Source organism: Piscinibacter sp. PDB1-1 (assembly GCF_056675995.1).
In genome coordinates this window covers 86,797-99,045 of the sequence record NZ_JBWVZJ010000002.1, presented here as the reverse complement: position 1 = coordinate 99,045, position 12,249 = coordinate 86,797, and the positions used below count along the sequence as shown (strand labels likewise).

Annotated in this window: 8 protein-coding genes and 1 riboswitch; of the genes, 5 read left to right on the top strand and 3 right to left on the bottom strand. The window is 67.0% G+C overall.

What is annotated here, in order from left to right:
• Nucleotides 1-13: 13 nt before the first annotated feature.
• Entirely contained in the window at nucleotides 14-1,264 is a 1,251-nt protein-coding gene (glyA, locus tag AC1KAR_RS12200) for a serine hydroxymethyltransferase (RefSeq protein ID WP_480318003.1), read from the bottom strand.
• 57 nt (nucleotides 1,265-1,321) lie between these two features.
• Nucleotides 1,322-1,456: riboswitch (ZMP/ZTP riboswitch) on the bottom strand.
• Nucleotides 1,457-1,500: 44 nt separating this feature from the next.
• A complete protein-coding gene (locus AC1KAR_RS12195; RefSeq protein ID WP_480318001.1) occupies nucleotides 1,501-2,406 on the bottom strand; it encodes a lytic transglycosylase domain-containing protein in 906 nt (301 codons plus the stop codon).
• A gap of 234 nt (nucleotides 2,407-2,640) precedes the next feature.
• On the opposite strand from AC1KAR_RS12195, the gene AC1KAR_RS12190 reads away from it, so the two are divergent.
• Nucleotides 2,641-4,218, top strand: coding sequence for a UbiD family decarboxylase (locus tag AC1KAR_RS12190; RefSeq protein ID WP_480317999.1), 1,578 nt, complete (start codon nucleotides 2,641-2,643; stop codon nucleotides 4,216-4,218).
• Nucleotides 4,219-4,423: 205 nt separating this feature from the next.
• Here the strand turns inward: AC1KAR_RS12190 and AC1KAR_RS12185 are convergent, their stop codons facing one another.
• The gene (locus tag AC1KAR_RS12185; RefSeq protein ID WP_480317997.1) at nucleotides 4,424-5,233 is read right to left on the bottom strand and encodes a YdcF family protein; all 810 of its coding nucleotides are present in this window, start codon (nucleotides 5,231-5,233) and stop codon (nucleotides 4,424-4,426) included.
• A 220-nt stretch (nucleotides 5,234-5,453) separates the two neighbouring features.
• Between AC1KAR_RS12185 and AC1KAR_RS12180 the strand changes: the two genes are divergently transcribed.
• The 4 genes from AC1KAR_RS12180 to AC1KAR_RS12165 all read left to right on the top strand — a co-directional run bounded on the left by AC1KAR_RS12180 (nucleotide 5,454) and on the right by AC1KAR_RS12165 (nucleotide 12,240).
• Nucleotides 5,454-7,520 carry a TonB-dependent receptor family protein gene (locus AC1KAR_RS12180; RefSeq protein WP_480317995.1) on the top strand — a complete coding sequence of 689 codons (2,067 nt, stop codon included), beginning with the start codon at nucleotides 5,454-5,456 and terminating at the stop codon, nucleotides 7,518-7,520.
• A gap of 59 nt (nucleotides 7,521-7,579) precedes the next feature.
• Entirely contained in the window at nucleotides 7,580-8,122 is a 543-nt protein-coding gene (gene msrA / locus AC1KAR_RS12175; protein ID WP_480317993.1) for a peptide-methionine (S)-S-oxide reductase MsrA, read from the top strand.
• A 143-nt stretch (nucleotides 8,123-8,265) separates the two neighbouring features.
• On the top strand, nucleotides 8,266-11,292 hold the full coding sequence (locus AC1KAR_RS12170; protein WP_480317991.1) for a PAS domain-containing protein: 3,027 nt from the start codon (nucleotides 8,266-8,268) through the stop codon (nucleotides 11,290-11,292).
• A gap of 144 nt (nucleotides 11,293-11,436) precedes the next feature.
• Nucleotides 11,437-12,240 (top strand): DUF707 domain-containing protein, encoded by an 804-nt coding sequence (locus AC1KAR_RS12165; RefSeq protein WP_480317989.1) that lies wholly within the window; start codon nucleotides 11,437-11,439, stop codon nucleotides 12,238-12,240.
• Nucleotides 12,241-12,249: the final 9 nt, after the last annotated feature.

Below are 12,249 nucleotides of genomic sequence, written 5' to 3'. Positions count from 1 at the left end.
CCTCATGTTGACGTTAGCGGTAGACCGGGAAATCCTTGGTCAGCGCCGCCACCTTGGCGCGTACGGCGGCGATGTTGGCCTCGTCGTGGGGCTTGTCCAGCACGTCGGCGATCAGGTTGGCGGTGATGCGTGCCTGCTCTTCCTTGAAGCCGCGGGTGGTGAAGGCCGGCGAGCCCAGGCGGATACCGCTGGTGACCATCGGCTTTTGCGGGTCGTTGGGGATGCCGTTCTTGTTGCAGGTCATGTGGGCCGCGCCCAGGATCGCCTCGGCTTCCTTGCCGGTGAGGTTCTTCGGGCGAAGGTCGACCAGCATCACATGGCTCTCGGTGCGACCCGACACGATGCGCAGGCCACGCTGCGTGAGGGTGTCGGCCAGCACGGCCGCGTTCTTGACCACCTGCTGCTGATAGGCCTTGAACTCCGGCGTCAGCGCTTCCTTGAAGGCCACCGCCTTGCCGGCGATCACATGCATCAGCGGGCCGCCCTGCAGGCCTGGGAAGATGGCGCTGTTGATCTTCTTGGCGATCTCTTCGTGGTTGGTGACCACGATGCCACCGCGCGGGCCGCGCAGGCTCTTGTGGGTGGTGGACGTCACCACGTCGGCGAACGGCACCGGGTTGGGGTACTCACCGGCGGCGATCAGGCCGGCGTAGTGGGCCATGTCGACCATGAAGTAGGCGCCGATGGCCTTGGCCACCTTGGCAAAGCGCTCGAAATCGATGCGCAGGGCGTAGGCGGAGGCCCCGGCGATGATGAGCTTGGGCTTGTGCTCGTGGGCCAGGCGCTCCATGGCGTCGTAGTCGATCTCTTCCTGGGCGTTCAGGCCGTAACTGACCACCTTGAACCACTTGCCGCTCATGTTGAGCTGCATGCCGTGCGTGAGGTGGCCGCCTTCGGCCAGGCTCATGCCCATGATGGTGTCGCCCGGGTTGAGCAGGGCGAAGAAGACAGACTGGTTGGCCTGCGAGCCGGAGTTGGCCTGCACGTTGGCGAAGTTCGCCCCAAAGAGCTGCTTCAGGCGGTCGATGGCGAGTTGCTCGACGACGTCGACGTACTCGCAGCCACCGTAATAGCGGCGGCCGGGGTAGCCCTCGGCGTATTTGTTGGTGAGCTGGGAGCCCTGCGCGGCCATGACGGCGGGCGAGGTGTAGTTCTCCGAGGCAATCAGCTCGATGTGGTCTTCTTGCCGGCGGTTCTCGTTCTGGATGGCGCTCCAGATCTCGGGGTCGATGGCGGCAAGGGTGGAAGCGGCGCGGTCAAACATGGTGGCAGTCCTCGTGGTCGGAATCCCTCGGCGGACCGTGTGCATGGAACACGGTTGCGGGGCTGCCCAGGCGAACGGCTGAACCGACCCCGCTCAGGTTGCTTTTGCGGGTCGGGCTGCGCTTCCCAGTGGTTCACCACCTCAGGCACCGTGGTGAGTCCAGGTGCCCCATCGCCAGTTGCGCAGCGGGTTGGAGTGTACCGCGCCAGGTCCGGCGCGGTACGTCAAAACAAGGGTCAGTGGAGCAGGGCGACCTGCTCGGGCGACGGCTTCTTGTCGCTGGCTGCCGCCGGCACCGCTTCGGGCTCGGCCAGGGTCACCGGCACTGCGGCGGGTGACGGGCGAACCAGCAGCGGGGCCGTGACGGACACCGTCTTGCCGCTCACCACCTGGCGCAGGTGCTCCTGCTCGGCCAGCACCTTGCCGGCATAGCCGCCGTCGTCGGCCAAGTTGGCCGCGCCGACGTAATACCGAAGGCCTGCCTCGATGCCACCGGCGCGTGCGATGCACTCCTTGAGCACTTGCACGCCGACGCGCAGGTTCGTCACCGGATCGAACGCCGCGTGGTTGCCGCCGAAGGCTTCGTACTTGTCGTCGTGGACGCGGGTCATCACCTGCATCAGCCCCTGCGCGCCCACCGAACTCTGGGCGAACGGGTTGAAGCTCGACTCGATGGCCATGATGGCCAGGATGAGCGTGGGATCGAGGTGGGCTTTGGCCCCAACCGCCCAGGCTTCCTTGACCAGCCGGCTCACGGGTTCCGGGGCGACGCGGTAGCGGCGCGAGATCCACACGGCCACCAGGGCCTGCTGGCTCGTCAGGTCCTTGATGTCGGCCGCGGTCGCGCGGCTGATGGCATCCGGTTCCGCCAAGGTCAGCAACGCATCGGCGGTACCGACCGTGCGGGCATCCTGGCGGGCCTGGAGCCAAGTGAGCGTGTGCTCTTCGAGCGTATGGCGCAGGTCGCGCTGGCCGACGACGAAGAGAATCGCCGAAACGATCAGCAGCCCGACCAGGGCCAGGGTGTTGTGGCTGACTTCGAGCAGGCCGTGACCGACGTCACGGGCGAACACGAGGCTGGCGTGGGCCACCGCTTGGCGGCCGGAATTCAACTGCGAAACCAAACTCTGCAGCGCTGTCATGTCACTCCTTTCTTCTCTGTCCCTCCACAGCGCGCACGCAGGCGTTCGGCCGGAAATGCGACAGTGATAATCCGCAGCAAACAACTTGGCTGCGGATTCGGCAGCGTGGTGCCAGTCGCTCAGGATGAGGTCTGGCACGGGTTATCCCTGATCTCAGTCAGGTCCGGGCGCATTCTGGAAGACGCATCCATAACCAGTCAAGCATAACGACTCGACTTTTAATTCCTAAAAGTAATGAAATATCGCGACTTGCGTGACTTTTTGACGGGTCTGGAGCGGCTGGGCGAGCTTCGTCGGGTGGCCGAGCCAGTGTCTGCGCGGCTTGAAATGACAGCGATCAGTGACTTGGTCCTGCGCTCCGGCGGCCCGGCGCTCTGGTTCCAGAACCCGATCGGTTACAAAATTTCGGCCTTGACGAACCTCTTCGGAACGACACGTCGGGTCGCCCTGGGCATGGGTGCGACAGAGGTAAATGAGCTGCGCGACGTGGGCCGTGTGCTCGCCAGCCTGAAGGAGCCGGAGCCTCCCAAGGGCCTCAAGGATGCAGGCCGTTTGTTACAGATGGGCAAGGCGCTGTGGGACATGAGGCCGGCCTCGGTGCGCCGCGCGGCATGTCAGGAAGAGATATTGGAGGGGGCCGAGGTCGATCTCGGGCAGTTGCCGATTCAGCTGTGCTGGCCTGGCGACGTGGCCCCCTTGATCACGTGGGGCCTGGTGATCACCCGCGGGCCGCAGAGCGGGCCCAACCCGCGCCGGCGCCAGAACCTGGGCATCTACCGCCAGCAGGTGATCGGCCCGCGCCAAGTCATCATGCGCTGGCTGGCGCACCGGGGCGGGGCGCTCGACTTCCGCGACTTCGCGCTCGCCCACCCCGGTCAGCCGTTCCCGATCGCGGTGGCCCTGGGCGCCGACCCGGCCACCATCCTCGGTGCTGTGACGCCGGTGCCAGACACCTTGTCGGAGTACCAGTTCGCCGGCCTGCTGCGCGGCAGCCGAACCGAAGTGGTCGACACCGCCGTGGGTGACGCCGGCGTAATGCTACAGGCCCCCGCCGGTGCCGAGATCGTGCTGGAGGGCCACATCCCGCCCGCCGCCACCGGCTACACCGGCCACAGCCCGAGCGGCGTGCCGCTCAAGGAGGTCGGGGGCTATCTATATGCACTCGAAGGGCCGTACGGCGACCACACCGGCTATTACAACGAGCAGGACTGGTTCCCGGTCTTCGAGATCCAGCGGCTGACCCGCCGCAAGGACCCGATCTACCACTCCACCTACACCGGCAAACCCCCCGACGAGCCGGCCATGCTGGGCGTGGCGCTGAACGAGGTCTTCGTGCCCATCCTGCAAAAGCAGTTTCCGGAGATCGTCGATTTCTATCTGCCGCCCGAGGGCTGCAGCTACCGGATGGCCATCATCAGCATCAAGAAGAGCTACCCGGGCCACGCCAAACGGCTGATGTTCGGGTTGTGGAGTTTCTTGCGGCAGTTCATGTACACCAAGTTCATCGTCGTGACGGACGACGACGTCGACATCCGCAACTGGCAAGACGTGATCTGGGCCATCACCACCCGAATGGACCCCGTGCGCGACACCACCTTGGTCGAGAACACGCCGATCGACTACCTCGATTTCGCTTCGCCCGTCAGCGGCCTGGGCGGCAAGATGGGGCTCGATGCCACCAACAAATGGCCCGGTGAGACCCAACGGGAGTGGGGGCGCGGCATCCGCATGGATGCCGAGGTCGAGAAACGCGTAGCGCATCTGTTCGACGTGGTGATGAATCCTGACAAACAGGGCCCGAAGGCGTCATAGGTTCACTCACTTGGCAAAGCCTTGGTGGCTCACCTAGTGTTGAAGAGCCTGCATGCAGGCGAACTCACCGGCGCAGTCCCTGCGCTATAGGAGCCCCGGACCTACTTCCTCTGGAGCCCCGAAATGATGGCGTCAGCCATCCGCCCCCTTCCACCGTGAGGCTGGAAGGGGGTTTCGCTTTTGGGGGCCCGGCGTTCTGCCTGCGTCAGGCGCGCACGAGCAGTGCGAGCAACTCGTTCAAGGCGCGGTGAACGGCCTGGAATCCGCGCGGCGTCGGCAACCAGTTGAACGCAGGCCTGTCGCTGCTCAAGGACAAGCCCATGGGGGCCGGCTGGATCTGCACGCTGCCGCCCGCGGCCTGCTCGAACATGCGCAGCGCGCGCGGCATGTGCCAGCCATGGGTCACCAGGATGATCTTGGTCACGCCCGCCTGCTTGAGCATCTGCAGGCTGCGTTGGGCGTTTTCGTGGGTATCGCGCGACTGGTCCTCCAGCCACTTGAGCGGTTGGCCGAACTCCTGCGAGGCGATGCGAGACGCGGTCTGCGCCTCGGGCTCGCCCTCGGACACGCCCCAACCCAGGCCGCCGCTGAAGGCGACCGGCGCGCCCGTCTCGCGGCTGACCCACAGCCCGTAGCGCAGGCGCTCCATCGCGGCAGGTGTCAAGTTGGCCACGCTGTACTCCGGCGCGAGCCGCTCGGTGCCGGCCCCCAGAACGACGATCGCGACCTGCTGCTTGGCTTTCACCGCCGCCTTGATCTCGGCCAGGCCCTCGCTGCTGATGGGCGCCGGTGGCTTGAGCGCGAACTGTGTCAGCACCTGGGCCGTGCCCAGGCAGGTGCTCAGGTACAGGCCTGTCAGACTGAACAGGATCACCAGCCAGCCCAACCCGCGCAGGGGCAGGATCAGGCGGGCGCCAATGAGGATCAGCACGATGAAGGGAACGGGTGGGAACACGAGGGCGGACGCGATCGGGGCCCAGGCTTCGATGCCCAGCAGGCTCAGCAGTGAATTCATCCGTGTCTTTCTTTTCTTGAATGATCTTGTCCGCCGCCGCAGCGCCGGGCTCCCTCGGCTGAACATGTGCGAACAGCGCGCGATTGTCCTGCCCGGTGCTCCGAACTGGCACATGCTTGGCGCACGATCAGTGACATATTGCGCGGTTCTTCGGGCTTCCCGGCAGGGGCTGGCCGTGAAACAGTGCCGGCCAGTCAGCTTGTAGCAGGAGCCCGTTTCGATGCAGATGGATCAGTGGGGGGTGGCCGCGCTGGCCTTGGCCGCGGCCGGCCAGGCGGTGGCGCAGGCCGAAGCGCCGGTGGCGGTGCTGGACCCGGTGGTGGTCACAGCCGAGCGGGCAGGCCAGCGTTCCTTCGATGTGCCGGCGGCGATCAGCGCAGTGGGGCGCGACGCCATCGAACGCGGCGGGCCGCAGGTCAATTTGTCAGAGGTGCTCAACCGCGTACCGGGCATCACCGTGCTCAACCGCCAGAACTACGCGCAGGATCTGCAGCTCTCGATACGCGGCTTCGGTTCGCGCTCCACGTTTGGCATTCGGGGCGTTCGCCTGATCGTCGACGGCATCCCCGCCACGATGCCTGACGGGCAGGGCCAGGCTTCCAGCATCGACCTCAGCTCGGCAGGCCGGATCGAGGTGCTCCGCGGGCCCGTGGCGCAGTTGTATGGCAATGCCGCCGGCGGCGTGGTGCAGGTGTTCACCGAAGACGACGCGCGACAGCCCACGGCCACGCTCGGCGCGGCCTTCGGTCCCTACGGACAGCGCAAGCTGGGCGCCAAGTTCAGTACCAGCACCGACACCCAAGGCTTCACGCTCTCGGCCACGCGCTTCGAGACCGATGGTTACCGCGACCACAGCGCCGCCGAGCGGGGGCAGCTCAATGGCCGCTGGCAAAGCCAGTTGAGCCCCGACACCCACCTCAGCGTGGTGCTGAACGCCCTCGATCAACCCCACTCCCAGGACCCGCTTGGCCTGACGCGCGCCCAGTGGGAGGCCAACCCGCGCCAGGCCGTGCCCGTGGCCACGCTCCAGGACACGCGCAAGACCGTGCGCCAGCAGCAAGTGGGCTCGGTGCTAGAGCATCGGCTGGGCGAGGAGACCGTCTTCACCGGCCGCGTGTACGTGGGCGAGCGCGGGCTGGACAACGCCCTGTCGGTGCCATTGAGCGCGCAGGCATCGCCCACCTCCAGCGGCGGCATGGTGCAGTTCGAGCGCGGCTACGCCGGCCTGGGCGCGAAACTCGCGCACCGGGTCGTGCTGGACGAAGGCCGGGCCCTGCGCCTCACCGGCGGCATCGAGTACGACACCATGCGCGAAGACCGCCAGGGCTACATCAACAACCTCGGCGAGCAAGGCGCGCTCAAGCGCGACGAGCGCAACACCGTCGACAACCGCGATGCCTACCTGCAGGCTGCCGTCGACCTCCACCCGCACTGGACGCTGACCGGCGGCATGCGCTCGGTCAACGTGCGATTTCGCACCGAAGACCACTACATCACCACCGGCAACCCGGACGACAGCGGCGGCGTCGACTACGACGGCATCAACCCGGTGCTCGGCCTGACCTGGCGCGCGGCCCCCGGTCTCAACGTGTACCTGAACGGCGGCCGAGGCATGGAGACGCCCACTTTCACCGAGCTGGCCTACCGCAGCGACGGCCTGAGCGGCCTCAACACCGAGCTGCGCGCATCGCGCAGCCGGCACCTCGAACTGGGCGGCAAGTGGAAGATCGCCGAGGGGCACCGGCTGGATGGGGCGGTGTTCGAGATCCGCACGCGCGACGAGATCCTGGTCGACACCAACGCCGGTGGCCGCTCCACCTACAAGAATGCCGACAGCACCGAGCGGCGGGGGCTGGAGCTGGCCTACCAGGGCCAGTGGACCGACGAGTTGCAGGCCACGCTCAGCCTCACGGCCCTGCGAGCCCGCTTCGACAATGGCAACCGCTTGCCGGCCACCCCCGAGCGCAGCGGCTATGCCGAACTGGCCTGGCTGCCTGTAGCGAGCTGGGGTGGCTTCAACGCGGCGGTCGAGGTGGTGCACACCGGCGCGCTGTACGTGAACGACGCCAACACCGACGCAGCCCCCTCGGTGACGACCTTCAACCTGCGCGCCGGATTCGTCCAGCAGCTTGCCGGCTGGCGCTTCACGCAGTTGCTGCGTGTGGACAACGCAGGCAACCAGAACTATGCCGGCTCGGTGATCGTCAACGAAGGCAACAGCCGCTTCTTCGAACCCGCGCTGCCGCGCAACTGGCTCCTGGCCGCCACGGCGAGCTATGCCTTCTGAGTGGTTTTGGTGGCGGCCGCAGAATGGCGTTCCAGAGGAATGACGCGGAGACCGAATCGATGAACGCAGCAGTTGAAAACATCACCCTGGGCGGCGGCTGCTTCTGGTGCACCGAGGCGGTCTACGAGCGGGTGCAGGGCGTCACCGCCGTCGAATCCGGCTATTCGAACGGCCATGTGCGTGACCCGAGCTACGAACAGGTCTGCAGCGGCGATACGGGCCACAACGAAGTGGTGCGTGTGAGCTTCGACCCGGCAGTCATCAGCCTGCGCGAGATCCTCGAGATCTTCTTCGTGGTGCACGACCCGACCACGCTCAACCGCCAAGGCAATGACGTGGGCACGCAATACCGCTCGGGTATCTACTTCAGTTCGCCCGAGCAGGAACGTGTCGCACGCGACGTGCTGGCCGAGATCGCTGCCAGCGGCACCTACCGCTCGCCGGTGGTGACCGAACTCAAACCGCTCGACAACTACTGGCGCGCCGAGGACTACCACCAGCACTACTTCGCGCAGCACCCCGGCCAGGGCTATTGCGCCTTCGTCGTCGCGCCCAAGGTCGAGAAGTTTCGCAAGACCTTTGCTCACCGCGTGAAGGATTGAGCCCCCCGGCGCAAGCGCGGCCCGACCGTGCCCGAGTTGGCAGCGCGCTGGGTTCTCGCGTCGTGAAAGACGGGTATTCGCCCCCCTGGCCGCCTGGCGCGGGCCGATAGACTGCGCGCAGGTTCTTCAACGTCATGCACGGCATGGATCAACTCTGGCTGTCTGCGCCAGGTCTTGCCCTTCGGTTGCGAGACGAATCGGCTCGCAAGCGCGATCCATCTGCCGCTTGGCAACTCAACCCCGCGGCCACGGCCTGGGCGCAGCAGCGTCAGGTGTCGCCGCAGCATTGGGACGCATTGGTCGCGCAGTTGCGAGCCGATCTCGCGGTGCCCGGCGGCTCCAAGGAGGGCCGCTGCTCCATCCCCGTCTTGGGCGTCGAACTCGGCTGGACGGCCGTCGAACTGCCCCCCGGTTGGTTGATCTGGCTCGAAGCGCGCGAGGCGTCCGACCCCGCTGCGTCAATCACCCCGGCGTCAATCACCGAGACCCGGCTTCGGCGCGCACAAGGCTGGTTGAAGTTCGGCCTGTGGGAGCGCCACATCGTGACTGGCGACGGCCATTGGGACGCTCGCATGTACGAGCTGACCGGCTTCGACCCGGCCGGCGGCCCGCCCTCGCGCCAGCAGATGGAAGCGCGCGTGCACCCGGCGGATCGCGATGCGTTCTCGCGCAGCATTTCGCGGTTCGTGAAGCAGGCCGGCCGGTACGAGAACCGCTTCAGGTTGCTGCTGCCCAGCGGCCAGGTGCGAGAGGTGCACTGGCTGTCCGAAGTGTTCAATGGCCCCGACGGCAAGCCGGAGCGCATGGCCGGCATGGTGTTCGACGACACCCCGAGCGCAGAGCGTCTGCGGGCGGCGGAGTCGTCGGCCGCGGCATCGCTGCGCGCCATCGACCTGGCGGCGGTGGCGCTGTGGCGCCTCGACCTCGTCGACAACGTTGCCTACCTGAGCGACTGGGGCTACCGGATGCTCGGCCGCGCCCCGGATGAGCCGCTCACGATCGATGGCCTGCGTGCGCTGGTCCACCCCGATGACCTGCCGGGCGTCGTCAAGGCGGCCGAGGAGGCGGCGGCCACCAACCAGGTCTGCGACGTCGAGGCGCGCTATCGGCACGCGGACGGCAGCTACCGGCATCTCTTCACCCGCCGCATGGTCGAACGCGACGAACACGGCGCGGTGATCGGTTTCTCAGGCGTGTCGATCGACATGACGGATCGCATCGCCGAACGCGAGCGCGCACGGGCCTACGTGGAGCGCATCGAGCGCGTGACCAATGCGGCGGGCGTCGGCATCTGGAGTCTGGACATCGAAACCAACGTGGTCGAGTGGAACGACCAGATGTACGAGCTGTACGGCCTGAAGCGCGGGGATCCCGTGCCGGTGCACCGGCGGTGGGTCGAGAACGCGGTTCATCCCGAAGACCGCGAGATCGCGCGGCGCCACCGCCCGCTCGATCGCGCGGCGGCCGGCGGCCAGCACGCCGAGTTCCGCATCGTGCGGCCCAGCGGCGAGGTGCGCTGGGTCACCTCGTGGGCACGCCGTGAGGTGCTGGGTGGGCGCGATCTGGCGTTCGGCGTGAACCTCGACACCACCGACCTCCACCGCGCGAAGACCGAGCTCGAGCGAGCCCAGGAGCGTGCCCGCCTGGCGATCGAGGCATCCGGTGTCGGCACCTGGGAGCGCAACCTCATCACTGGCACCGCGCGGTGGGACGCGCAGATGTACCGCCTGCGCGGCCTGCCCGTCGGCCCGGAAACCCCGCAGGACAACAAGCGCTACGAGGCCTACCACCCCGATGACCGCTCGATGATCAACCGCAACAAGGCACGCGCGGGCATCGACGGGGACAAGTACGAGAACGAGTTCCGCGTGATCTACCCCGATGGCTCGGTGCACTGGCTGGCCACGCGCGGCTTCGTCAAGCGCGACGCCAACGGCGTGGCCGACCGCATGCTGGGTGTCACCTGGGACATCACCGAGCGCCGTCAGATCGAGCAGGCCCTGCGCGAAAAGGTGGCGGCCGAGAAGGCCAGCCAGGCCAAGAGCCAGTTCCTCGCGCGCATGAGCCACGAGTTGCGCACGCCGCTCAACGCCGTGCTGGGCTTCTCGCAACTGATGGCCAACGACCGCGACGACGCGCCCAGCCCGCAGCAACTCGAGCGCGCGCAGCGCATCCAGTCGGCCGGCCTGCACCTGCTGGCGCTGATCGACGACGTGCTCGACCTGGCCACCATCGAATCCGAGGCCCTGCCGCTGGCCGACGAGGCGGTGTCGCTCCAGAGCGCGCTCGACGATGTGCTTCAGTGGACGCAGCTCCAGGCCCTGCACGCCGATGTCCGCGTGCACGCCGAGCATCTCCCGGGCTGGGTGCGGGCCGACCCGCGGCGCGTGAGGCAGATCCTGTCGAACCTGCTCAGCAACGCCATCAAGTACAACCGGCCGCGAGGCGAGGTGTGGGTGTCGGCGCAGAGTGTGGAACACCTGGGCGCGCCCGGCTGGTCGCTTTGCGTGCGCGACACCGGCTGCGGGCTGAGCGAGGATCAGGTCGGCCAGCTCTTCCAGCCCTTCAACCGCCTCGGGGCGGAGCGCGGCAGCATTCAGGGCACGGGCATCGGCCTGGCGATCGTGCACCACCTGGTCCGCCTGATGGGCGGGGAGGTGCTCGTGACCAGCCAGGTCGGCGTGGGCAGCGAGTTCCGGGTCACGCTGCCGGCCGAGCAGGCGCCTGCCGCACGGGCGCAAGCAGAGGAGTACGGCCCGGGGGCCGACGTGGCGGACGCACACACCAGCCTGAGGCTCAAGGTGCTCTACATCGAGGACAACCCGGTCAACGTGGTGCTGGTGCAGGAGCTGGTCGCGTTGCGCACGGATGTCGTGCTCAGCATCGCGATCGATGGGTTGTCCGGCGTGCAGATGGCCGCCACCGAGCGGCCGCATGTGGTGCTGATCGACATGCAACTGCCCGATATCGACGGCTTCGAAGTCTTGCGCCGCTTGCGGGCCGACCCGGCGCTTGCCGTGGCCACGCTGGTGGCTCTATCGGCCAACGCCATGCCCGAAGACATTCGGCGCGCGAGAGAGGCCGGCTTCGACGACTACTGGACCAAGCCGATCGACTTCCACGCCTTCCTGCGCGGCCTGAGCGGCCTGGCGCAGATTCACCTGAGCTAAGTAGCCCCTGCGACTCGACGGGCGCCTGCTGCGACGTGGCCGTGTTGGGACCTCAATGCCCCTACAGGCAGCGTTCCATCCGCTCAGGGAGCGTGATAGCAGGTGCATCATGCTGCATCGCACAAAACCCGAATGAGGGCGTTCATGCAGAGACTCAAGGTGCTGGCTCGCAAAGGTCGTGACGCGCTCTTGGGCCTGCAGGCCCGCGGGAGGCTGCGGCGCTGGGTGCGCGAGCGAGACGCGCAGCGCGCCGCGGAGTTGCCGCCGCGGCGCACCGGCCGCTATCTGTATGCATCGCCCGTCGGCGCGTCGGGGCAGGCGCAGCTCGAGAAGATGCTGGAGCGCCTGCCGCCGGAGCACTTCGACTTCCTGATCTTCGTTTACGACGGGCACCGCTTCGAGGGCCCGCAATTCGAGCGCTGCACCTTCATCCACGAACCGGGCGTGATCTACCGGTACTTCAAGCGCTACATCACGCCGGCGGTAGCCGCGCGCTACGACGTGATCTTCGTCGCGATGGAAGACGTGGAGGTCGACGAATTCGACTGGCGGCGTTTCATCGACGTCATGCAGCGCAACCAGCTCGATATGGCAGCGCCTGCCTTGTCGGCGCGCTCGATCACGCCGCACAAGATCATGTACAAGCGGCCGGTGCCGGTGGGGCGGCTGGTCGATGTGATCGAGGTGTTCTTGACCGCCTTCGACGCCCGCTCGTGGCCGCGCTTCTGGGACATGATCGAAGCCGACTGGAACCACTGGGGCTGGGGCTACGTGCAGCTTGCGCAGTACGGTTGCAACTTCAAGATGGGCCTCGTGGATTGCGAGACCGTCTCGGTGGTGCGCCCGCCCAACTTCCGCGCCGAGGCCGACGAGGGCATGCGCCGTCTCTTCGCCAAGTACAAGCACTGGCGTCGGGCGAACTTCATCTCTTACGGGCTGCTGCGCTGAAGGCGCTGC

Coding starts and splice junctions, on each gene's coding strand:
- AC1KAR_RS12195 (WP_480318001.1), bottom strand. CDS start 2,406: ATGACAGCGCTGCAGAGTTTGGTTTCGCAGTTGAATTCCGGCCGCCAA.
- AC1KAR_RS12165 (WP_480317989.1), top strand. CDS start 11,437: ATGCAGAGACTCAAGGTGCTGGCTCGCAAAGGTCGTGACGCGCTCTTG.
- glyA (WP_480318003.1), bottom strand. CDS start 1,264: ATGTTTGACCGCGCCGCTTCCACCCTTGCCGCCATCGACCCCGAGATC.
- AC1KAR_RS12190 (WP_480317999.1), top strand. CDS start 2,641: ATGAAATATCGCGACTTGCGTGACTTTTTGACGGGTCTGGAGCGGCTG.
- AC1KAR_RS12170 (WP_480317991.1), top strand. CDS start 8,266: ATGGATCAACTCTGGCTGTCTGCGCCAGGTCTTGCCCTTCGGTTGCGA.
- AC1KAR_RS12180 (WP_480317995.1), top strand. CDS start 5,454: ATGCAGATGGATCAGTGGGGGGTGGCCGCGCTGGCCTTGGCCGCGGCC.
- AC1KAR_RS12185 (WP_480317997.1), bottom strand. CDS start 5,233: ATGAATTCACTGCTGAGCCTGCTGGGCATCGAAGCCTGGGCCCCGATC.
- msrA (WP_480317993.1), top strand. CDS start 7,580: ATGAACGCAGCAGTTGAAAACATCACCCTGGGCGGCGGCTGCTTCTGG.